This is a genomic window from Curtobacterium sp. MCLR17_039, from assembly GCF_003234745.1.
Classification (GTDB): domain Bacteria; phylum Actinomycetota; class Actinomycetes; order Actinomycetales; family Microbacteriaceae; genus Curtobacterium; species Curtobacterium flaccumfaciens.
In genome coordinates, this window is the sequence record NZ_QKTF01000005.1 from 167,845 (window position 1) to 190,856 (window position 23,012).

Here is a 23,012-nt window from a genome sequence, read left to right on the forward strand (position 1 = left end):
GATTTCATGCGGATGCAACAAAAACGCACCCTTCACCGGCACGCGCGCGAATGTTGCATCTTCTCGCAAGGATCGTGCAACTTGGTTACCGGCGTGTAACCGTTCGCCCCTGGGTTTGGACGCCGCTGTTCACCTTGCCTACGCTGCAAAGGTCAAACGCGCCCGGGTGACACCGCTGTGCCCTTGCGCGTCCCATGCACCAGGAGGAACCTTGATCAAGAAGCGCGCCGGGCTCTCAGCCCTCGCCGTGCTCGGGGCCACAGCACTCGCCCTGACCGCCTGCTCCAGCAACAGCTCGTCGAACGGCGGTGACTCGGGCTCGGCGAACGCGTCCGGGATCGTCACCACGAACGGCAGCGAGCCGCAGAACCCGCTGATCCCGTCGAACACCACCGAGACCGGTGGCGGCAAGATCATCGACTCGCTCTTCGAAGGCCTCGTCTCGTACGACGCCGACGGCAAGCCGGTCAACGAGGTCGCGAAGAGCATCAAGACCGATGACTCGAAGACCTTCGACATCACGCTCAACACGAACTACACCTTCACCAACGGCGAGAAGGTCACGGCCGAGTCGTTCACCAAGGCGTGGAACTGGGCAGCCCAGAAGTCGAACGCACAGGGCGCCAGCTACTTCTTCGAGAACATCGAGGGCTACGACGCCGACAAGGACTCCGAGCTCACCGGCCTCAAGGTCGTGGACGACGACGAGTTCACCGTCACGCTGAAGTCGGCGCAGTCCGACTTCCCGCTGTCGCTCGGCTACTCGGCGTTCGTGCCGCTCCCGTCGGCGTTCTACGACGACACCAAGGCGTTCGGTGAGAACCCGATCGGCAACGGTCCGTACAAGCTCGACGGCAAGAAGGCCTGGACCCACAACCAGTCCATCAAGCTCGTCGCCAACAAGGACTACGAGGGCAAGCGCAAGCCGAAGAACGGTGGTCTCACGATCACGTTCTACGCCTCGCAGGACACCGCGTACTCCGACGCCCAGGGCGGCAACCTCGACGTCCTGGACGCCGTGCCGGACAGCGCGTTCAAGACCTACAAGTCCGACTTCCCGGACTCGAACGTCAACCAGGCCGCCGCGATCTTCCAGGCGATCTACCTGCCCTACTACCTCGACCACTGGAAGGGTGAAGAGGGCAAGCTGCGTCGCGAGGCCGTCTCGATGGCGATCAACCGCAAGCAGATCACCGACAAGATCTTCGACGGTACCCGCACCCCGGCCAAGGACTTCACCTCCCCGGTGATCGCCGGCTGGAACGACGACCTCGAGGGTTCGGACGTCCTGGACTACAACGAGTCCGAGGCCAAGAAGCTCTGGGCCGAGGCCGACAAGATCTCGAAGTACGACGACACGCTCACCATCACGTACAACGCCGATGGTGGCCACGAGGCCTGGGTGACCGCGGTCACGAACTCGATCTCGAACACGCTCGGCATCAAGGCCGAGGGCAACGCGATCCCGACGTTCCAGGAAGCCCTGGACCTGCAGACGAACGACAAGCTCACGGGCGGCAGCCGCACCGGTTGGCAGGCCGACTACCCGTCGCTGTACAACTTCCTCGGCCCGACCATGGGTGAGGGCTCGTCGAACAACTACTCGCGGTACGACTCCAAGGAGTACAACGAGCTGCTCGCCAAGGGCCGTTCGGCTGCGACGGTCGAAGAGGGCAACAAGTCCTTCGACCAGGCACAGGAACTCCTGTTCCAGGACCTGCCCGAGATCCCGCTCTGGTACTCCAACGTGACCGGTGTCTGGAACGCGGACAACGTGTCGAACGTCAAGTTCGGCTGGAACTCGGTGCCGCTGTACTACGACATCGAGGTCAAGAAGTAACACCGGTCTCCTCGAGACCAAGGCGCGAGCAGGTATCCTGCCTCGCGACCACCGGACGGGGGTTCGGGGACCGCACAGGTCCCCGAACCCCCGTACCACGGTGACAACACCCCCACACAGCGGGCGCCCTCCCGCACCGGACATCCGTGCCGACCCTCGGACCGTCCACCCCTCACCACAATGAACCTGATCGACATCGCTCCGGACCGGGCAGTGATCTGATGCTCTGGTACCTCGGCAAGCGCCTCCTGCAACTCATCCCCGTGTTCTTCGGGGCCACGTTCCTCATCTACTTCCTGGTCTTCTCGCTGCCCGGCGACCCGATCGCCGCGCTGTTCGGCGACCGGCAGCCGTCGCCGCAGGTCATCGAGACGCTGCGTCAGCAGTACAACCTCGACAAGCCGTTCATCGTGCAGTACCTGCTCTGGATCGGCGGCGTGTTCCGCGGTGACCTCGGCGTGACCTACTCCGGTCTGCCGGTCAGCCAGCAGCTCGCGTCGGCCTTCCCGATCACCGCGCGCCTGGCCATCCTCGCGCTCGTGTTCGAGGCCGTCGCCGGCATCGTCGTCGGCGTCATCGCGGGTCTGCGCAAGGGCAAGCTGTTCGACGCCACGGCGCTCGTCGTGTCGCTCCTGCTCATCTCGGTGCCGACCTTCGTCGTCGGGTTCGTGCTGCAGTACGTCTTCGGCATCAAGCTCGGACTGTTCCGGGTCACGGTGTCCGGCGAGGCACCGTGGAGTGAACTCGTCCTGCCGGCGATCGTGCTCGCCTCGGTGTCGTTCGCGTACATCGTGCGTCTGACCCGGGCCAGCGTCGCCGAGAACATGAGCGCCGACTTCGTGCGCACCGCCACGGCCAAGGGCCTGCCCCGTCGTCGTGTCGTCGGCGTGCACATCTTCCGGAACTCGCTCATCCCCGTCGTGACCTACCTGGGTGTCGACATCGGCAACCTGATGGTCGGCGCGATCGTCACCGAGGGCATCTTCAACATCAACGGTGTCGGCGGCACGGTGTTCCGTGCCGTCAAGCTCGGCGAGGGCCCGACGGTGGTCTCCTTCGTCGCCGTGATGGTCATCATCTTCATGCTCGCCAACCTCCTGGTGGACCTGCTCTACGCCGTCCTGGACCCGAGGATCCGCTATGCCAAGTAACGCCGCACCCCGCTCGGCGACGCACTACGTCGCCCCGCTCGAAGAAACCCCCCTGCAGGCGGTCGACCAGGTCAACGAGGACGAGAAGACCCGTTCCCTGTGGACCGACGCCTGGGAGTCGATGCGGACCCGCCCGACGTTCTGGATCTCCTCGGTCCTGATCCTGCTGATCATCGTCGTCGCGGTCTTCCCGGGGCTCTTCGCCCACGTCGACCCGAGGGCGTCGAACCTGGACAACAGCGACGGCGGACCCGAGGCCGGGCACATCCTCGGCTTCACCCGTCAGGGCTCGGACGTCTACGCCCGCGTGATCTGGGGCGCCCAGAACTCGCTCATCGTCGGCATCGTCGCGACGATCCTGGTGTCGATCGTCGGCATCGTGATCGGTTCCCTGGCCGGCTTCTACGGCGGCTGGCTCGACACGATCGTGTCCCGCATCGGTGACATCTTCTTCTCGATCCCCACCGTCCTCGGTGCGATCGTGATCATGTCGGTGATCCCGGCGCGGAACGCGATTACCGTCGCGCTCGTCCTCGCGGCGTTCGCGTGGCCGCAGATCGCCCGCATCATGCGTGGCGCCGTGCTGAGCGCCAAGCAGGCGGACTACGTCATGGCGTCGGCGGCCCTGGGCGTCAGCCGGTTCCGGACGCTCCTGCGTCACGTCATCCCGAACTCGCTGGCTCCGGTCATCGTGGTCGCGACCGTGTCGCTCGGCACGTTCATCGTCGCCGAGGCCACGCTGTCGTTCCTCGGCATCGGTCTGCCGCCGTCGGCCCTGAGCTGGGGCCTCGACATCGGCACCGCCCAGACGTCGATCCGCACGAACCCGTCGACGATCTTCTGGCCGTCGGCTGCCCTGTCCATCACCGTGCTCGCGTTCCTGCTCCTCGGTGACGTGGTGCGCGACGCGCTCGACCCGAAGGCGAGGGCCCGCCGATGAGCGAGACACTGACCCAGACGAACAGCAGCCGCACCGGGGGTTCCGGCGCGCCGCTGCTCGAGATCACCGACCTGCAGGTCGGCTTCAAGACCCAGAGCGGCCTCGTGCAGGCCGTCCGCGGCGTCAACCTCACCCTCGAGCAGGGCGAGCGCCTGGCCATCGTCGGGGAGTCCGGTTCGGGCAAGTCGACGAGCGCCCAGGCGATCATCAAGCTGCTCCCCGGTACCGGTGAGGTCACCGGCGGTTCGATCAAGTTCAACGGGCGTGAGCTCGTCGGGCTGAGCGACAAGGAGATGTCGGAGATCCGCGGGAAGGAGATCGGCTACGTCCCCCAGGACCCGATGTCGAACCTCAACCCGCTGTGGTCGATCGGCTTCCAGGTCGAAGAGGCGATCCGCGCGAACGGCATGGCGACCGGCAAGAAGGCCGTGCGTGACCGTGCGGTCGAGGTCCTGCAGGAAGCCGGTCTCGGCGACGCGTCGACCCGCCTGAAGCAGTACCCGCACGAGTTCTCCGGCGGCATGCGCCAGCGCGTGCTCATCGGCATCGGCCTGTCGAGCCGCCCGCAGCTGCTCATCGCCGACGAGCCGACGAGTGCGCTCGACGTCACCGTCCAGCGCGTCATCCTCGACCACCTCGAGAGCCTGACCCGCGACTTCGGCACCTCGGTGCTGTTCATCACGCACGACCTCGGGCTCGCCGCCGAGCGCGCCGAGAAGCTCGTCGTGATGTACAAGGGGCAGGTCGTCGAGGCCGGTCCCTCGAAGGAGATCCTGGCCAACCCGCAGCACCCGTACACGCAGCGTCTCGTCGCGGCGGCCCCGTCGCTGGCCAGCCGTCGCATCCAGTCGAAGGTGCAGCACCAGCGGGTAGAGATCGCCGACGCCGGCAACGACGACGCCGAGCTGATCGCCCGGGCACAGGAACGCGAGCACCGTCCGGCCGAGGACCTCATCGTGGTGAAGAACCTCGAGAAGGTCTACAAGCTGCGCGGCAAGAGCCTCGCCACCCGCGAGCTCAAGGCCGTCGACGACGTGTCGTTCTCGATCCAGAAGGGCACCACCACGGCGCTCGTCGGCGAGTCCGGTTCGGGCAAGTCGACCGTTGCGAAGCTCGTGCTGCAGCTCGAGAGCATCACGAGCGGCACCGTGCAGTTCGACGGCATCGACATCGGCGCGCTGAAGGGCAAGGACCTCTTCGACTTCCGCCGCCGCGTGCAGCCGGTGTTCCAGGACCCGTACGGCTCGCTGGACCCGATGTACAACGTCGGGAACACGATCGCCGAGCCGCTCGCCACGCACAAGGTGGGCGACAAGGCCTCGCGTCGCGCCCGGGTGCTCGAGCTGCTCGACCAGGTCGCGCTGCCGAAGTCGATGGTGAACCGCTACCCGAACGAGCTGTCCGGCGGCCAGCGACAGCGCATCGCCGTCGCTCGTGCGCTGGCGCTCAAGCCGGAGGTCATCGTCCTCGACGAGGCTGTCTCCGCGCTCGACGTGCTCGTGCAGGGGCAGATCCTCGACCTGCTCACCGAGTTGCAGACCGAGCTCGGCCTGACGTACCTGTTCATCACGCACGACCTCGCGGTCGTCCGCCTCGTCGCGGACAACGTCTGCGTCATGCGCCGTGGGCAGATCGTCGAGAAGGCGACGACCGACGAGGTCTTCGCCGCCCCGAAGGAGCAGTACACGAAGGACCTCCTGGCCGCCATCCCCGGCGCCGGGTTCGAGTTCGGACGCTGATCCACCTGGACACGAACGAGGCCGGACGCCCCGTCGTCCTCCGCGCTGGTCGCGGGGGCGCGGTGGCGTCCGGCCTCGTCGCCGTCCTGGGGCTGTTCCTGCTCGGCGATGCGGCGTTCCGGGGGAGCTGGGACGTCGTCCTCCGCGCCGCCGGCCCGATCGCCGTGCTCGTCTGGGCGCTCTGGGTCCTGACCTACCGCCCGTGCATCGTCATCGACGAGCGCGCGGTCACCGTGGTCAACCCGCTCCGCCGCACCGTGGTGCCGTGGCAGGCCGTCGCCGACGTCCGGCTCCGGTGGCAGATCGTGATCGAGACGGTCGCCGGCCGGAAGGTCCAGTGCTGGGGCGGCCCGTCGCTGCCCCGGCCGAAGCCGGCCCGGCGGGGTGAGCGGGCGGTCCTGCGACAGCCCGACGAGATGACCGTGCTGCTCGACCGCTGGTCCGAGCACCGCGACGGCACCGGCGCCGGCGACGCCGTGCGCGGCTGGGACCTGCCGGCCCTGACGGTCGGCGCAGCCGCGCTGGCGCTGCTCGCCGCCTCGCTGCTCAGCCTGTGGCTGGGAGCCTGACGCGGCTCGCGATCGCGACCACAGGACGGACGGGAGGCCCGGCGCACGACGTGCTCCGGGCCTCCCGTCCGTCTGCTGGTCACGTCCACGGCGTGACCAGCGTCGTCAGACGACCGCGCCGACCCGCTCGGTGAGCAGGTGCTCCTGGTCGGTCTGGATGCAGGCGACACCGCGGCCGTGCACGGGCTCGAGACCCGGGTCGATCGTGCGGCACTGCTCCTGCCGACCCTCGTCGAGGAGCTGGTAGAGCGGGCAGCGCGTGCGGAACCGGCACCCGTCGATGCGCTCCGTGGGGGAGGGCAGGTCGCCGTCGAGCAGGATGCGCCCGCGGGCGGCCTCGGCCATGGGGTCCGGCACCGGCACGGCCGACAGCAGGGCCCGGGTGTACGGGTGCTGGGGGTCCGAGAACACCGCGTCGCCGTCGCCGTACTCGACGATGCGGCCGAGGTACATGACCGCGACGTCGTCAGCGATGTGCCGGACCACGGACAGGTCGTGCGCCACGAACAGGTACGACAACCCGAGGCGGTGCTTGAGGTCCTCGAGCAGGTTGATCACACCGGCCTGCACCGACACGTCGAGCGCGGAGACCGGCTCGTCCAGCACCAGGATCTTCGGCTCGACGATGAGCGCACGGGCGATGCCGATGCGCTGCCGCTGGCCACCCGAGAACTCGTGCGGGTACCGGTCGATGTAGCTCGGCTCGAGCCCGACCAGCTCGAGCACCTCGCGCACCCGCCGGCGGATCTCGTCCTTCGCGACGCCGTGCACGGTGAGGGGTTCACCGATCACCGAGCCGATGTCGAGCCGGGGGTCGATCGACGCCATCGGGTCCTGGAACACGACCTGGATGTCACGGCGCAGTGCCAGACGGTCCTTCTTGGACAGCGAGGCGGTGTCGACGCCGTTCACCCGGATGGTGCCGTGCTGGGCCCCGGCGAGCTCGAGGATCTCCATGATGGTGGTCGTCTTGCCGCAGCCGGACTCGCCGACCAGGCCGAGCACCTGCCCGCGCTTGAGCGTCAGGGAGATGCCGTCGACGGCGTGCACCTCGCCGATCTGCCGGCGGAACAGCGCACCCTTGGTGAGCGGGAACGTCTTGACCACGTCCTGCAGCTCGAGCACGACCTCGTCGCCGTGGTCGACCGCTGCCTCGGGGACGTCCTCGGGGCGGGGGAAGATCTCCGAGCGCTCCAGGGTGCCCGCGGCGATCTCGTCGCGACGGATGCACGCGGCGGTGTGGTCGTCGAGCAGGGTGCCGTTGCCGATCGTCTGGACGGCACCGGTCAGGACCGGGTTGTCGGCGCTCTGCGGCACCGTCGGTGCGACGAGGGCGGGTTCGCCGTCGCGGCACGCGTCGATGACGGCGGGGCAGCGGTCGGCGAACGGGCAGCCGGTCGGCTTCTGCGTGAGCAGGGGCGGGCGGCCGTCCAGCGGGACGAGCCGCTCGGTGCGGGCGGACGTCATGTTCGGCATCGAGCGGAGCAGCCCGATCGTGTACGGCATCACCGGTTCACGGAACAGGGGGAGCACCGGCGCCGTCTCGACGATCCGGCCGGCGTACATCACGGCGACGCGGTCGGCGTTGCCGGCGACGACGCCGAGGTCGTGGGTGATGAGCACGACGGCCGCACCGGTCATGTCCTTGGCGGTCTGCAGCACGTCGAGGATCTGCGCCTGGATCGTCACGTCGAGCGCCGTGGTGGGCTCGTCCGCGATGATCAGCTTCGGGTCGTTCGCGATGGCGATGGCGATCATCGCGCGCTGTCGCATGCCGCCGGAGAACTCGTGCGGGAACGCGTCGAGTCGTCGAGTCGGGTTCGGGATGCCGACGATGCGCAGGAGTTCCTCGGCGCGGGTGCGTGCGGCGTGCTGGGTGAGGGAGCGGTCGTGCAGGCGCAGGCCCTCGATGATCTGCTGGCCGATCGTGTACACCGGCGTCAGGGCGGACAGCGGGTCCTGGAACACCATCGCGATGTCACGACCGCGCAGCGCCGACATCTCGCGGTCGTTCCTGCCGATGAGCTCCTGTCCGTCGAACCGGATGCTGCCCTGCACCTGGGCGGACGACGGCAGCAGGCCCATCACGGCCATCGAGGACACCGACTTGCCGGAACCCGACTCGCCGACGATGCCGAGGAACTCGCCGGGAGCCACCGAGTAGTCGACACCCCGGACCGCGTAGACGGGCTTGGTCTTCGGGTTGAACGTGACCGACAGGTCGGACACGGTGAGCAGCGGCTCAGTCACGGTTGGCTCCGGAGGTGGGGTCGATGGCGTCGCGCAGGGCGTCGCCGAGCAGGCTGGTCGAGAGCACGGTCGCGACGAGCGTCGCGGCGGGCAGGACGAAGAGCCACGGGCGGGTGACGGCGGACTGGCTGCCGGCGGCGAGCAGGGTACCGAGCGAGACGTCGGGGATCTGGATGCCGAAACCGAAGAAGCTCAGCGAGCTCTCCGCCAGGATCGCGGCACCGACGCCGAGCGTGGCGTCGATGATGAGCAGCGACGCCACGTTCGGCAGGATGTGCCGCCGGATGATCGTGAACGCCGGGACACCCATGAACCGGGCGGCCTTGACGTAGTCGCGTTCACGCAGCGACATCGTCTGACCGCGGATCACCCGGGCCATCACCATCCAGCTGAACACCGCGAGGCCGACGATGAGGGCCACCCACGTCAGGTTCTTGAACACCGGGCTGAGCAGCACGAGCGCGTAGAACGACGGGATCACGAGCAGCAGGTCGATGACCCACACGAGCAGCCGGTCGGTGACGCCGCCGAAGTACCCGGCGATCGCGCCGACGATGCCGGCGATCAGGGTCGCCGCCGGACCGGCGATCAGGCCGATGAGCAGCGACTTCTGCAGGCCGACCAGGGTCTGCGCGTAGATGTCCTGGCCGATGTCGTTCGTGCCGAACCAGTGCGCGGCGCTCGGCGGCATGCCGAACGCCAGTCCGTCGGAGTCGACGGCGTTCCAGTGGTACAGGTACGGGCCGAGGAACGCCCAGAGGATGATGAGGAGCAGGGCGCTGCCGCCGATGCGCGCGCGCCAGGTGCCGAACACCTTGCGCCAGAGCGGGGTGCGGCCGCCCTTCACCTCGATGACGTGCGCCGGCGTACCGGCGTTGCCGTCGCCGGGGTCACCGGCGGTGGTCGTGGTCGTGGGGTCGAGAACAGACACGGGTCACACCCTCACTCGCGGGTCGAGCGCGGCGTACAGCAGGTCCGCGAGGGTCCCTGCGATGAGCACGAGGATCGCCGTGAAGAGGATCGTGCCCGACGCCGCGTTGATGTCGTTGTTGCTGATGCTCTGGACGAAGTACTCGCCCATGCCGTGCCAGCTGAAGACCAGCTCGGTGATGCTCGCACCGGTCAGGATGAGTCCGAACGAGTACGCGAAGAAGGTCGACATCGGGATGAGGGCGACCCGCACACCGTGGCGCATGATCGCCGACCCGCGGGTGCGGCCCTTCGAGCGTGCGGTGCGGATGAAGTCGTTCGACAGCACGTCGAGCATCGCCGAGCGCTGGTAGCGCGAGTAGGTGGCGACGGCGCCGATGGTCAGCGAGATCGTCGGTAACAGCAGGTGCCCGAGCCGGTCGCCGAGCACCGGGAAGAACCCGGTCACCCCCGGCGTGTACTCGCCGGTGAACCGGATCACCTGCGTCCCGACGCCCTGGTTGAGCGTGGTCGCGAGGATCATCAGCACGACGGCGATGACGAAGGTCGGGGTGGCGAGCACCGCGAACGACAGGTAGGTCGACACCTGGTCGGACGTGCGGTACTGCCGGACCGCGTTCCAGACGCCGAGCAGCACCCCGAGGATCGCGCCGAGCAGCGTGCCGATCACGAGCAGCCGCAGGCTCGTGCCGGAGCGGGCGATGATGTCGGCCGTCACCTCGGTGCCGCGGGTGCTCATGCCGAGCGAGCCGTGCGTCACCAGACCGACCCACCAGTCCCACGTGCGGACGAGGAGCGGGGTGTCCGGATCGGCGCCGAGCTTGCGGAGCGACGCCTGGATGGTGCCCGGCGGCACGGCCGGGTTGCGCCCCAGGAACCGGGCGGCCGGGTTGAGCGTCGTGCTGGCGAGGATGTACCCGAGCGTGGTCGCCACGATCGTCAGGACGATGTAGTTGACGATCCGCTTTGCGATGAAGGCGAGCATGTGGTTCGTGACCTCTGGGTGCGGCCGTCCGACCGGGCGGCGTTGTCGGTGGCGACAGGCTAGCCGTTCGAGCGACTGGGTGGGACAACGGAAGTGACGCTATGCAACATTCGTTACGAGCGTGTTTCGATTCATCGCACAGACCCTTGTGCCGCCTTCGGATGTGGCTAGGGTTCTCAACCAACAGGCGCGACGGCGGGGGCCGCCGCGGTCCAGCGCGATCTGCGCGAACCACAACGAAAGGGAATCCTCGCCATGCGAAAGAGGATCAAGGGCATCGCCGTCCTGGCCACCGCTGCGGCTGCTGCCGTCGTGCTGGCCGGCTGCTCCGGCGGCGGAGAAGCGGGCGGCGACAACTCCGCGGTCGCCGAGTCGTCGCTGAAGTCGACCGGCTGGACCGTCGCGGACCGCGCCGACGTCAAGGACGGCGGGTCGATCACCCTGCCGATCGACACGGCTCCGGCGAACTGGCAGCTGGCCAACCTGGACTCGGGGACCGTCGACGACACGACGATCTCGCAGACCTACCTGCCGGGCTTCATCCAGTTCAAGGAGAACGGCGAGTGGGAGGCGAACAAGGACTACGCGACCTCCGTCGAGCTGACCAAGGACTCGCCCCAGACCGTCGAGATCAAGATCAACCCGAAGGCCGTGTGGTCGGACGGCACCCCGATCAGCGCGAAGGACGTCATCGCGAACTGGAAGGCGCTGAACGGCACGAACAAGGCCTTCGCGCCCCTCGCCACCAACGTGTGGGAGGACGTGGACTCGGTCAAGCAGGGCTCCGACGAGCGTGATGTCATCATGACGTTCTCGAAGACCAACGCCGACTGGGCGAGCGTCCTCGGTGCGATCTACCCGTACTGGGCCGTCGACACCCCGGACCACTTCAACAAGGCCTGGGCCAAGGGTCCGTACGCGGCCGACGGCAAGACCTACGTCTCCGGTGGCCCGTACATCCTGAAGTCCTTCGACGCCAACGGTGGCGTCGTGACCTTCGAGAAGAACCCCAAGTGGTGGGGCGACGAGGGCAAGCTCGACACGATCGTCTTCAAGACGGTGTCCCGTGACGGTGTCGCCCAGGCGTACGGCAACAAGGAGCTCGACGCCTTCAACCTGAACGGCAGCGCCGACAACCTCAAGACGGCGAACTCGCGCTCCGACTCGAAGATCGAGCGGTCGCTCGGCACCACGCAGCGCCAGATCACGCTGAACGGCACCTCGGACGTCTTCAAGGACCAGGACGTGCGCCAGGCGTTCGCGCAGGCGATCAACCGCAAGGTGCTCGCCCAGGCGATCCTGTCGCCGGTGAAGAGCCCGGGTGACGTGCTCAACAACCTGACGTACCTGCCCGGCCAGGAGGGCTACAAGGACGACGTGTCGAGCGTCTACGGCTACAGCACCGACAAGGCGAAGTCGAAGCTCGAGGACGCCGGTTGGAAGATCGGCTCGGACGGCTACGCGACCAAGGGCGGCAAGGAACTCGACGTCCGCTTCGTGATCCCGTCGGACAACCCGAACTCGGCGAACGTCGCGCAGCTCGTGCAGCAGCAGACCAAGCTCGCCGGCTTCAAGGTGACCATCGACACCGTGCCCACCGACGACTTCTTCACGAAGTACATCACCACGACGACCCGTGACTTCGACGCCACGTACTTCGCGTGGCAGGGCACCCCGTTCCCGATCTCGTCGCTGAAGTCGATCTACTACCCCGCCGACGCCGGCCAGAACTACACCGGCGTGACGGACGACTCGCTCGGTGCCGCCTGGGACAAGGCGAACGGCGAACTCGACCCGGAGGCCCGCATCAAGGACGCGCAGGCCATCGACAAGAAGATCGTCGCGGTCGCCGGCACCATCCCGCTGTTCGCCGAGCCGTACGCCTGGGGCGTGCGCAAGGACCTGGTGAACTACGGTCCGGCGCAGTTCCAGCAGTCCTCGGTCAAGTGGCAGGACGTGGGCTACACGAAGTAGTCGGCACCGCGTTCACGAACGACACCGTTCACGAACGACACCGCACACCAACGACACCGCACACGAACGACACCCTCGACGTCGCACGACGTCGGGGGTGTCGTTCTGCGTCGGGCTGCCGGCCGACCTGACCGGCCGCGACGACTGCGCGACCGCTAGAACCGAGCCGCCGCCAGCGACGCCGCGATCCCGAGGACGACCATCGCCAGGATCGTCCAGCCGTGGGTGCGGTGCGTGATCGGCGCAGCCGTCACGCTCGACGGGGGCGGGCCGTCCTGCACGGCCGGGGCGGGCACGTGAGCCAGCATCCGCGCGGCCGCAGCGTCGACGTCCAGGCGATCCGGGCCTCCCGGCCGGTCACCGGTGTGCGCTGCGAGACGCGCCGTCGGGCGGGTCGCGATCCAGACGCGACGGACGCCCTCGCTGGTGACCACCTCGATGCCGTACTTCGTGCGCACCTCGCTGATGCGGGACCAGGTGTAGGTGCTGGTCCGCCGGACGTCCGCGATGCGCAGGTGCTCCGGTGTCAGCTCGATCCGGGGACGCCAGAGCGCCGCCCACGCGACGAACGCGACGGCGATGCTCGGGATCGGCACGAGCCAGGGGGCACCGCCGCCGAGCAGGGCCAGTGGGACGAGCACGACGGCCACGACCCAGAGGACGACGGCGAGGGCGCGCAGGCCGGGGGCGACGATGGTGGTGGGCACCGGACGAGGGTACGAGATGCCTCCCCGGAGACGCCCGGGGAGCGGGTGTGACACACCGGCGCGTATCTCCGGACGACCCGATTCCCCGGGGAGGCAGATCCTGGACGGACCCTCGTGCCGTCCATGGTCGTCGCCCCCAGTTGGGGTGTCAATACCCCATCTCGGCGCACTCAGCGGACTCCCACGCCGGGGGCTACGAAACGAGCAGTTCGATCTGTTCGCGGATGGTCTCGGCCTTCGGGAACCGCAGACCGACCAGGCCGACGTCCCGCCACCGGACCACGCCGTCGGGGCCGATCACGAAGACCGATCGGCGCAGGCCGATGCCCGGTGCCTGCACCCCGTACGAGCGGATCACCGAGCCCGCGGTGTCGCTGAGCAGCGGGAACGCGAGCGAGGACCCGCGGGCGAACCCCTCGTGCGAGTCGAGTGCCTGCGGGCTGATGCCCCACACGGTCGCGCCGAGGTCGGTGAACTCGTCGAGTTCGGCCTGGTAGCTGCAGAGCTGGGCCGTGCAGACCGCCGTCGCGTCGCCCGGGTAGAAGGCCAGCACCACGGTGCGGCCGATCTCGGCGGACAGGTCGTACTCGTCGTCGGTGCGGACGCCGCCGCGCACGACCATCCCCGGCAGGGTGAACGACGGGGCGGACTCGCCGATCGCGGGGATGCTCATGGGTCTCACGGTAGGGCGACCCGGCGGGGGTTGCCCCTCGGCGCGCTGTGCGGGGGCTGTGGATGCGCTCCGTGGCCTACGAGAACAACTGCGGGAACGCGTGCGCCACCCAGGGGTACCCGACGAAGACCACCGCGTCGAGCAGCGCGTGCGTGATGACGAGCGGCAGGAGCCGGCCCCACCTGGTGTAGATCCAGCCGAACACGACGCCCATCACCGCGTTGCCGATGAACGCCCCGAACCCCTGGTACAGGTGGTAGCTGCCGCGCAGCAGGGCGGTCGACAGGATCATCTGCCAGCGACCCCAGCCCAGGTCGCCGAGTCGGGCGTAGAGGTACCCGATCACGATCACCTCTTCCTGCAGGCCCGAGCGGATCGCGGACAGCAGCAGGACCGGGACCGTCCACCAGTAGGAGTTGAGTGCGGCGGGGTCGACCGCGACCGTGATGCCGAGCGCCCGCCCCGCGAAGTACAGCGCGAGCCCCGGGATCCCGATGCACAGCGCGATGAGCGCCGGGCCGCCCAGGTCCGGCTTCGCCCGGAACCGGTCGATGCCGAGCCGGCCGAGGTGCGGCCGCGACGTGCTCCACAGCAGGGAGCAGACGAGCGCGACCGGGGCCAGGTCCACCGCGATGCCGAGGAGCTGCCGGGCGAGGTCGACGTACTGCACCGTCGTCGACGAGGTGTTCAGGGCCGTCGACTGCTCGCCGAGCGGGGTCGTCTGCGACAGGTCGTCGATGATCTGCAGGATCGAGTAGAGGGCGCTGGCACCGAGCGAGAGCAGCAGGACGATGGTGATCTCGACCCACGTTCGCCGACGGCTCATGCGCTGTACTCCTGTCGCTTGCGAACTACCGGTAGACTGGCGTGTCGGGCGTTCTGCCCACGGGTGCGGTGCTGTGAAAACACTGGCCCGACACTCTCCCAGAAATTGAAGGATGTCCTGTATGGCGCTCGCCACCCGGTCCGACCTGCGCAACGTCGCCATCGTGGCACACGTCGACCACGGCAAGACCACCCTCGTCGACGCGATGCTCACGCAGACCAACTCGTTCGACGCCCACTTCGAGGGCGAAGACCGCATGATGGACTCGAACGACCTCGAGCGCGAGAAGGGCATCACGATCCTCGCGAAGAACACGTCGGTGCTCTACAACGGCAAGCACGCGACCGAGTTCGGCGCGGACGGCCCCATCACCATCAACGTGATCGACACGCCCGGCCACGCCGACTTCGGTGGTGAGGTCGAGCGCGGCCTGTCCATGGTCGACGGTGTCGTGCTGCTCGTCGACGCCTCCGAAGGTCCCCTGCCCCAGACCCGCTTCGTGCTGCGCAAGGCGCTCGCCGCGAAGCTCCCGGTGATCCTGCTCGTCAACAAGACGGACCGCCCCGACTCCCGCATCGACGAGGTCGTCTCCGAGTCGCAGGACCTGCTCCTCGGCCTGGCCTCGGACCTGTCGGACGAGGTCGACGACCTCGACCTCGACGCGATCCTCGACGTCCCGGTGGTCTACGCCTCGGGTCGCAACGGCGCCGCGTCGCGCAACAAGCCGAACGACGGCGAGCTGCCCGACAACGACGACCTCGAGCCGCTGTTCGAAGCGATCCTCCAGCACGTCCCGGCCCCGAAGTACGACGACGAGCACCCGCTGCAGGCGCACGTCACGAACCTCGACGCCTCCCCGTTCCTCGGTCGCCTCGCGCTCCTGCGCATCTTCCACGGCACCATGAAGAAGGGCCAGACGGTCGCGTGGGTCAAGCACGACGGCACCGTCGTCAACGCCCGCATCACCGAGCTCCTCATCACGAAGGCGCTCGACCGCTACCCGGCCGAGTCGGCTGGCCCCGGTGACATCGTCGCCGTCGCCGGCTTCGACACGATCACCATCGGTGAGACCCTGACCGACCCCGAGGACGTCCGCCCGCTGCCGACCATCACGGTCGACGACCCGGCGATCTCGATGACGATCGGCACGAACACCAGCCCGCTCGTCGGCAAGGTCAAGGGCCACAAGCTGACCGCCCGCATGGTCAAGGAGCGCCTCGACCGCGAGCTCGTCGGCAACGTCTCGCTCAAGGTCCTCGACATCGGACGCCCCGACGCGTGGGAGGTCCAGGGTCGTGGTGAGCTCGCACTCGCCATCCTGGTCGAGCAGATGCGTCGCGAGGGCTTCGAGCTCACCGTCGGCAAGCCGCAGGTGGTCACGAAGCGTGACGAGAACGGCAAGCTGCAGGAGCCGTACGAGCACATGACGATCGACACGCCGGAGGAGTACCTCGGCGCGATCACGCAGCTCATGGCCGCTCGCAAGGGCCGCATGGAGAACATGACGAACCACGGCACCGGCTGGGTGCGCATGGAGTTCATCGTCCCGTCGCGCGGCCTGATCGGCTTCCGCACGTCGTTCCTGACCGAGACCCGCGGCACCGGCATCGCCAACGCGATCTTCCACGGCTACGACGAGTGGGCCGGCGCGATCCAGACCCGCATCAACGGCTCGATCGTCTCCGACCGCTCCGGTGTGGTGACGCCGTTCGCCATCACGAACCTCCAGGAGCGGATGTCGTTCTTCGTCAACCCGACCGAAGAGGTCTACGAGGGCATGGTCATCGGCGAGAACTCGCGCGCCGACGACATGGACGTGAACATCACCAAGGAGAAGAAGCTCACCAACATGCGTTCGGCGAACGCCGACACGTTCGAGTCGATGACGCCGTCGCGTCAGCTCTCGTTGGAGGAGTGCCTCGAGTTCGCCCGTGAGGACGAGTGCGTCGAGGTCACCCCCGCCGCCGTGCGCATCCGCAAGGTCGAGCTGGACGCGTCGGCTCGCCAGCGCTCCTACGCGCGACTCAAGCGCCAGGACGCGTAAGCACCAGCAGCAACACCCGCGGAGGCCCGTCCTCCGTCCGGCGGCCCGGTCACCTGCAACAGGTGGCCGGGCCGTTCGCGGTTGTACCGTGGTCAGCGTGACTCTCGACCTGCTCTCGATCTACCAGGACCTGCACGCCCACCCGGAGCTCGGCTTCCAGGAGCACCGCACCGCCGGTGTCATCACTGCGAAGCTCGCCGAGATCGGTGGGATCGAGGTGACGACGGGCGTCGGCGGCACCGGCGTCGTCGGTGTCGTGTCGAACGGCGAGGGCCCCGTGGTCTGGCTCCGTGCCGACATGGACGGCCTGCCCGTGCAGGAGCGGACCGGCCTGTCCTACGCCAGCGAGCACGTCGGCACCGACGACGAGGGCCGCGAGGTCCCGACCATGCACGCCTGCGGCCACGACATCCACGTCACGTGGCTGCTCGGCACGCTCGAGCGCCTGGTCGCGACCACGGGGGACTGGCGCGGCACGGTCGTCGCCGTCTTCCAGCCCGCTGAAGAGGTCATCTCCGGCGCCCGCGCGATGGTCGAGGACGGCCTGGTCGAGCGGTTCCCGAAGCCGGACGTCGTGCTCGGGCAGCACTCCGCGCCGGCACCGGTCGGCATCGTCGCCGTCGGCACCGGCCCCGTGATGGCGTCGAGCGACCGGCTGACGGTGACCTTCAACGGTCGTGGGGCGCACGGTTCGGCGCCGCAGGCCTCGCTCGACCCGGTCGTCACCGCGGCTTCGGCCGTCGTGCGGCTGCAGACCGTCGTCGCCCGCGAGGTCTCGCCGAGCGACGCGGGGGTCGTCACCGTCGGCAGCTTCCACGCCGGCACGCGGGCGAACATCATCCCCGACGAGGCCGTCATCGAGATCTCGACCCGGGCCCGCAACGAGGAGACCCGCCAGCGCATCATCGCGTCGATCGAGCGCATCGTCCGTGCCGAGAGCACGGCCGGTGGCCTGTCCGAGCCGACGATCGTGCGTGCACCGGGCGCCGAGGTCACCGTGAACGACGCCGAGGCCGCCGCCACCGTGCTCGAGGCCATCCGCGCCGAAGTGCCGGGAGCCCGCGACCTGGAGATCGGGCTCGCCATGGCGTCGGAGGACGTCGGTCAGCTCGCCACCGCAGCCGGAGCGCCGCTCGTGTACTGGTTCACGGGCATCACCGACCCGGAGCGCTTCCGTCGCGGCGAGGAGATCCCGAGCAACCACTCGCCGTTCTACGCGCCGCAGGCCGAGACCGCGATCCCGGTCGGCGTCGACGCCCTGGTCGCGGCGACACGCGCCTACGTCGCCTGACACGTTCTTCGGGAAGGAGGCCCGGGGCGGCCCCGCCGCGCACGTGACCACCCGGGGACGGCACGTTCACAGCCAACTCGCGCCGGGCCTCCCGGCTCGTCCGTTACGGTCGCGCCATGCGCTCCCTCCGTACCCCGCTGATCGCCGCCGTCGCTGCCGGCATCGCCCTGGCCGGACTCACCGGCTGCTCGACCCAGGCCGTGCAGCAGGCGACCGACCTCGGGTCCTCCGTCGCGTCGAACGTCGCCGACGGGGTCGCGGGCATCGACGGCAAGGCGATCCAGGACGGCATGTCCTCGGTCGCCGGGGGCATCGACGGCGCGCTCGACACGGCGCTCAAGGGCGCGGACGTGACCTCCGACGGCAAGGTGCCGGACGGGTTCCCGTCCGCCGCCGTCCCGCTCGTCGACGGCACCGTGCTCGGCGGGGGAGCCGGACCGAACGGCTCGGGGTGGGTCGCGCAGGTCCGGGCGGCCTCGGTCGACGACTTCCAGGCCGCCGTGCAGCAGCTCACCGACGCCGGGTACACCGAGTCGGCGAAGCGTGCGGACTCGTCGAGCGCGTTCGGCATGTTCCGGAGCGACGCCTACCGCGTCGTCCTGACCTTCTCGGAGACCAAGGACAGCGGCGGCGTCACGGCGACCTACATCGTCACGCCCCGCTAGTCCCGTACCCTTGGGGACGATGTCGAAGGCCCCTGCCACGCGCCCCGAGCGCGTCCTGATCGTGCACGCCCACCCCGACGACGAGACGCTCTCGTCGGGCGGGACCATCGCGACCCTGCTCGAGCGCGGCGCCGAGGTGACCGTGCTCACCGCGACCCGGGGCGAGCGCGGCGAGATGCTCACGGAGCGGTTGGCCCCGCTGGCGGGCGACCCCGCGCGGGTGGCACGGCACCGCGAGACCGAGATCGCCGCGGCCCTCGCCGCCCTCGGCGGGCCGCAGCACCTGTGGCTCGGCGGGCGCGGTGCCCGGCCGACCGACCTGCCGGAGCGTCGCTACGTCGACTCCGGCATGCAGTGGGGTCCGGACGGGCGGGCCACCGCCGCGGACGACGCCCCGGCCGACTCACTGACCGCGGCAGACCTGGGCGAGGTCGTGGACGACGTCCGCGCCGCGATCCGCTCCACCGGCGCCGACGCCGTGATCAGCTACGCCGACGACGGCGGCTACGGGCACCCCGACCACGTGCGGATGCACCACGCGGCGCAGTACGCGGCCCGAGCCGAGGAAGTCCCGTTCTCGATGATCGTCGACCCCGACAGCGGTCAGGCCGACGTCACGGTCGACGTCCTGCCGGTCCGGGCCAAGGTGCGTGCGGCGGTCGAGCAGTACCGCTCCCAGGTCGCCGTCGACCCCGTGGACCCCGCCGACCCAGCGGCCCTGTCGTGGGTGATGCCGCACGGCGTCCGGCAGTACGCCCCGGCGGTCGAGGCGTTCCGGCACGACGCGGCCCCGCAGCCGGCGGCGCCCCAGACCTACGCCGAGATGTCCGGCCAGGGCAAGGCCGCGGCGGTCGTCGTCTCGCTGCTGCTCGGGCTGCTCGCCGGCGGCCTCGGCACGGTCACGCACCAGCAGACGATCGGCGCGTTCCCGGTCGGACTCGTCGTCACCACCCTCATCGTGCTCGGCCTGACCGTGGGCGTGCGGCTCGTCTACCGCTCGCGTGCGATGGTCGCCGCGATCGGCATCGGGATCCTCGTCGCGACGCAGGTGCTCGTGTCGGTCGGCGGGGAGAGCTCGCCGCTCGTCCTCGCCAACGCGGCCGGGTACGTGTGGACGTTCGCCCCCGCGGTCATCGCCGCCCTGGTCCTCGCGTGGCCGGACCTGTCGGGGCTGCGGTCCCGGACGGCCCCGGGCCGCGAGTAGACTCGAACCCGCTCGTCGAAGGGAGCACCCGAACCGTGACCTACGTGATCGCCCAGCCCTGTGTCGACGTCAAGGACCGCGCCTGCATCGACGAATGCCCGGTCGACTGCATCTACGAGGGTGACCGCTCGCTCTACATCCACCCCGACGAGTGCGTCGACTGTGGTGCCTGTGAGCCGGTCTGCCCCGTCGAGGCCATCTACTACGAGGACGACCTGCCCGACCAGTGGGCCGACTACTACAAGGCCAACGTCGAGTTCTTCGACGAGGTCGGGTCGCCCGGCGGTGCCGCGAAGGTCGGCGTGATCCACAAGGACCACCCCGTCGTCGCAGCCGAGCCCGTCCGCGGCTGACCGGACCCCCCTCGTGGCGCTCGACCTCCCCGACTTCCCCTGGGACCAGCTCGTCCCGTTCAAGCAGCGCGCCGCGGCGTACGAGGGCGGCATCGTCGACCTCAGCGTCGGATCGCCCGTCGACCCCACGCCCGAGGTCGTCCGCACCGCCCTGGCCACCGCGACCGACGCGCACGCCTACCCGCAGGTCGCCGGCACCCCGGCGCTGCGGCAGGCCATCGCCGACTGGTACGGCCGTCGGCACGGCGTCGCCCTGACCGAGGCGAACGCGCTGCCGACGATCGGCTCGAAGGAGTTCATCGCGGGCCTCGCGCTCTGGCTCGGCATCGGCCCCGGTGACACCGTGGTGTTCCCGGCCGCCGCGTACCCGACGTACGAGCTCGGAGCCGCACTGGTCCGCGCCGATGCCCTGGCCTCGGACGACCCCGCGGCGTGGCCGTCCACCACGAAGCTCGTGTGGCTGAACTCCCCGGGCAACCCCGACGGCCGCGTGCTGACCCTCGACGAGCTCCGTGCCGCCGTGGTCCGCGCCCGCGAGCTCGGAGCCGTCATCGTCGGCGACGAGTGCTACGCCGAGCTCGGGTGGGACCCGGACCACGCCACCACCCCGACGCCCACGATCCTCGACCCGCGGGTCGTCGGCGACTCGCTCGACGGCGTGCTGAGCGTGTACTCGTTGTCGAAGCAGTCGAACCTCGCCGGCTACCGTGCGGCCTTCGTCGCCGGTGACGCCGCGATCCTGGCCGACGTCCTGGCCGTCCGGAAGCACGCCGGGCTCATGCCGCCGCTGCCCGTCCAGCAGGCCATGGTCGTCGCGCTGCAGGACGAGACCCACGTGCAGCAGCAGAAAGCCCGCTACCGAGCGCGCCGGAACATGCTCCGGCGAGCACTCGAGGACGCCGGGTTCCGGATCGACCACAGCGAGGCCGGGCTCTACCTCTGGGCCACCCGCGGCGAACCCGCACTCGACACCGTGGCCTGGCTCGCCGACCGCGGGATCCTCGTCGCACCGGGAACGTTCTACGGTGCAGCAGGGGGCGAGCACGTCCGCGTGGCCCTGACGGCGACCGACGAACGCATCGCCGCGGCGGCGCAGCGACTGGCGAGCAGCCGTCGCCTCGGTACCGCGTAGCACGGACACGAGTACTCCGGGCGGGCCCCGCAATCCGTGAGAACCACCAAATCGTCACCTGGGATGTGTGCACGACCGACAGGTGCCGCGATTAGGCTGTCCTCGTGACTGACACTGCCAATGACGCTCAGAAGACGGCCACACCGCCCACCACGCCCGTCCCCGTGAGTCCCGCCGCCGAACAGCAGGGCGCGACCGCGACGCTGACGTTCCCGGGCGGCACGGCGGAGTTCCCGATCCTGCAGAGCGTCGACGGCGCGTCCGCGATCGACATCTCGACGTTCAAGAAGCAGACCGGGATGAACACGCTCGACTACGGGTTCGTGAACACCGGTGCGACGAAGAGCGCGATCACCTACATCGACGGCGACCAGGGCATCCTGCGCTACCGCGGGTACCCGATCGACCAGATCGCCGGCAACTGCACCTTCCTCGAGGTCGCGTGGCTCCTGATCTACGGCGAGCTGCCGACCCCCACCGAGCTCGAGCAGTTCGACGCCCGCATCCGTCGGCACACGCTGCTGCACGAAGACCTCCGCCGCCTGTTCGACGCCCTGCCGCACTCGGCGCACCCGATGTCCGTGCTCTCGAGCGCCGTGAGCGCCCTGTCCACGTACTACGAGGACGACATGGACGTCGACGACCCCGAGAAGGTCGAGCTGCAGACCGTCCGGCTCCTCGCCAAGCTCCCGGTGATCGCGGCCTACGCCCACAAGAAGGCCATCGGGCAGGCGTTCCTGTACCCGGACAACTCGCTGTCGTTCGTCGACAACTTCCTGCGGCTGAACTTCGGCACCATGGCCGAGACCTACAAGCCCAACCCGGTGCTCTCGAAGGCGCTCGAGCGGCTCCTCATCCTGCACGAGGACCACGAGCAGAACGCCTCGACCTCGACGGTGCGCATGGTCGGCTCGACGAAGGCGAACATGTTCGCCTCGATCTCGGCCGGCATCAACGCCCTGTACGGCCCGCTGCACGGCGGCGCGAACGAGGCCGTGCTCGAGATGCTCCAGCAGATCAAGGACTCGGGCGAGCCCGTGACGCGCTTCGTCGAGCGGGTGAAGAACAAGGAGCAGGGCGTCAAGCTCATGGGCTTCGGACACCGCGTCTACAAGAACTACGACCCGCGCGCGAAGCTCGTCAAGGAGTCCGCGCACGAGGTCCTCGAGTCCCTCGGTGTGCAGGACGACCTGCTCGACATCGCGATGGAACTCGAGCAGATCGCGCTCGAGGACGAGTACTTCGTCAGCCGCAAGCTCTACCCGAACGTCGACTTCTACACCGGCATCATCTACAAGGCGATGGGCTTCCCGCCGCGGATGTTCACCGTCCTGTTCGCGATCGGTCGTCTGCCGGGCTGGATCGCCCAGTGGCGCGAGCTGAACAACGACCCACTGAACAAGATCGGTCGCCCGCAGCAGCTCTACGTGGGTGCGCCTGAGCGGGACGTCCCCTCGCGCTGACCGACTCTGAGCGCCCCGCCCCACGGTTCCGTGGCGCGGGGCGCTCGTGCGTGTGCGCGGGTTGGCATTCCGCCCGCTCGCGGGGCGGTGGGGCGGCGGGACGCGCCGCTCGGCTCTGCCGAGTGGTCGTGAACTGTCGCCCGGCGGGTGCCGAACCGACGGTTCGTGCGCCCTCGGCGCCCCGCGGACGGTGTGTCGTGACCACTCGCGGGGCGGGGTGGGGCACTGGACGCGACGGCCTGGAGGCCCGGTGGCGGTCTCATGGACCGGCACGGG

At 69.2% G+C, this 23,012-nt stretch carries 19 protein-coding genes; 13 read left to right on the forward strand and 6 right to left on the reverse strand.

From position 1 onward, the window contains the following. The first annotated feature begins 211 nt into the window (after positions 1–211). The 5 genes from DEJ00_RS08160 to DEJ00_RS08180 all read left to right on the forward strand — a co-directional run bounded on the left by DEJ00_RS08160 (position 212) and on the right by DEJ00_RS08180 (position 6,239). Positions 212–1,840, forward strand: a complete 1,629-nt coding sequence (locus tag DEJ00_RS08160; RefSeq protein WP_027464552.1) for an ABC transporter substrate-binding protein — start codon at positions 212–214, stop codon at positions 1,838–1,840. A gap of 221 nt (positions 1,841–2,061) precedes the next feature. Further along, positions 2,062–2,991, forward strand: a complete 930-nt coding sequence (locus DEJ00_RS08165; RefSeq protein WP_027464553.1) for an ABC transporter permease — start codon at positions 2,062–2,064, stop codon at positions 2,989–2,991. Then, positions 2,981–3,931: an ABC transporter permease gene (locus DEJ00_RS08170; protein WP_027464554.1), complete on the forward strand. Its 951-nt coding sequence runs from the start codon at positions 2,981–2,983 to the stop codon at positions 3,929–3,931. Before DEJ00_RS08165 ends, DEJ00_RS08170 begins: the two co-directional genes overlap by 11 nt. After that, entirely contained in the window at positions 3,928–5,670 is a 1,743-nt protein-coding gene (locus tag DEJ00_RS08175) for an ABC transporter ATP-binding protein (protein WP_071244949.1), read from the forward strand. Before DEJ00_RS08170 ends, DEJ00_RS08175 begins: the two co-directional genes overlap by 4 nt. Positions 5,671–5,732: 62 nt before the next feature. Continuing rightward, the gene (locus tag DEJ00_RS08180; RefSeq protein ID WP_071244948.1) at positions 5,733–6,239 is read left to right on the forward strand and encodes a PH domain-containing protein; all 507 of its coding nucleotides are present in this window, start codon (positions 5,733–5,735) and stop codon (positions 6,237–6,239) included. Positions 6,240–6,344: 105 nt separating this feature from the next. Here the strand turns inward: DEJ00_RS08180 and DEJ00_RS08185 are convergent, their stop codons facing one another. Genes DEJ00_RS08185 through DEJ00_RS08195 form a run of 3 tightly spaced genes read right to left on the reverse strand, consistent with a single transcriptional unit; the run spans position 6,345 to position 10,404 of the window. Beyond that, positions 6,345–8,489, reverse strand: a complete 2,145-nt coding sequence (locus DEJ00_RS08185; RefSeq protein WP_111056993.1) for a dipeptide ABC transporter ATP-binding protein — start codon at positions 8,487–8,489, stop codon at positions 6,345–6,347. Further along, positions 8,482–9,420, reverse strand: coding sequence for an ABC transporter permease (locus DEJ00_RS08190; RefSeq protein ID WP_083404166.1), 939 nt, complete (start codon positions 9,418–9,420; stop codon positions 8,482–8,484). Before DEJ00_RS08190 ends, DEJ00_RS08185 begins: the two co-directional genes overlap by 8 nt. Positions 9,421–9,423: 3 nt before the next feature. Continuing rightward, complete coding sequence (locus tag DEJ00_RS08195) at positions 9,424–10,404, reverse strand: ABC transporter permease (RefSeq protein WP_027464558.1); 981 nt, start codon at positions 10,402–10,404, stop codon at positions 9,424–9,426. A gap of 255 nt (positions 10,405–10,659) precedes the next feature. Between DEJ00_RS08195 and DEJ00_RS08200 the strand changes: the two genes are divergently transcribed. After that, a complete protein-coding gene (locus DEJ00_RS08200; protein WP_111056994.1) occupies positions 10,660–12,378 on the forward strand; it encodes an ABC transporter family substrate-binding protein in 1,719 nt (572 codons plus the stop codon). Between the two features lie 155 nt (positions 12,379–12,533). Here DEJ00_RS08200 and DEJ00_RS08205 read toward each other — a convergent pair whose 3' ends face one another. The 3 genes from DEJ00_RS08205 to DEJ00_RS08215 all read right to left on the reverse strand — a co-directional run bounded on the left by DEJ00_RS08205 (position 12,534) and on the right by DEJ00_RS08215 (position 14,584). Further along, complete coding sequence (locus DEJ00_RS08205) at positions 12,534–13,085, reverse strand: PH domain-containing protein (protein WP_111056995.1); 552 nt, start codon at positions 13,083–13,085, stop codon at positions 12,534–12,536. A gap of 193 nt (positions 13,086–13,278) precedes the next feature. Then, positions 13,279–13,758, reverse strand: coding sequence for a peroxiredoxin (locus DEJ00_RS08210; RefSeq protein ID WP_111056996.1), 480 nt, complete (start codon positions 13,756–13,758; stop codon positions 13,279–13,281). 76 nt (positions 13,759–13,834) lie between these two features. Further along, positions 13,835–14,584: a CPBP family intramembrane glutamic endopeptidase gene (locus tag DEJ00_RS08215; protein WP_111056997.1), complete on the reverse strand. Its 750-nt coding sequence runs from the start codon at positions 14,582–14,584 to the stop codon at positions 13,835–13,837. Between the two features lie 121 nt (positions 14,585–14,705). Between DEJ00_RS08215 and typA the strand changes: the two genes are divergently transcribed. The 7 genes from typA (at position 14,706) to DEJ00_RS08250 (ending at position 22,736) form a co-directional block, all read left to right on the forward strand. Continuing rightward, positions 14,706–16,628 carry a translational GTPase TypA gene (gene typA, locus DEJ00_RS08220; protein WP_027464562.1) on the forward strand — a complete coding sequence of 641 codons (1,923 nt, stop codon included), beginning with the start codon at positions 14,706–14,708 and terminating at the stop codon, positions 16,626–16,628. 97 nt (positions 16,629–16,725) lie between these two features. After that, positions 16,726–17,919, forward strand: coding sequence for an amidohydrolase (locus DEJ00_RS08225; RefSeq protein ID WP_027464563.1), 1,194 nt, complete (start codon positions 16,726–16,728; stop codon positions 17,917–17,919). Positions 17,920–18,035: 116 nt separating this feature from the next. Next, the gene (locus DEJ00_RS08230; RefSeq protein ID WP_111056998.1) at positions 18,036–18,584 is read left to right on the forward strand and encodes a hypothetical protein; all 549 of its coding nucleotides are present in this window, start codon (positions 18,036–18,038) and stop codon (positions 18,582–18,584) included. Positions 18,585–18,603: 19 nt separating this feature from the next. After that, entirely contained in the window at positions 18,604–19,788 is a 1,185-nt protein-coding gene (locus DEJ00_RS08235) for a PIG-L family deacetylase (RefSeq protein ID WP_111056999.1), read from the forward strand. A gap of 35 nt (positions 19,789–19,823) precedes the next feature. Then, positions 19,824–20,141, forward strand: a complete 318-nt coding sequence (fdxA, locus tag DEJ00_RS08240) for a ferredoxin (protein ID WP_017887060.1) — start codon at positions 19,824–19,826, stop codon at positions 20,139–20,141. A 13-nt stretch (positions 20,142–20,154) separates the two neighbouring features. Continuing rightward, a complete protein-coding gene (dapC, locus tag DEJ00_RS08245) occupies positions 20,155–21,273 on the forward strand; it encodes a succinyldiaminopimelate transaminase (protein ID WP_027464564.1) in 1,119 nt (372 codons plus the stop codon). A gap of 164 nt (positions 21,274–21,437) precedes the next feature. Further along, on the forward strand, positions 21,438–22,736 hold the full coding sequence (locus DEJ00_RS08250) for a citrate synthase (RefSeq protein ID WP_081827170.1): 1,299 nt from the start codon (positions 21,438–21,440) through the stop codon (positions 22,734–22,736). Positions 22,737–23,012: the final 276 nt, after the last annotated feature.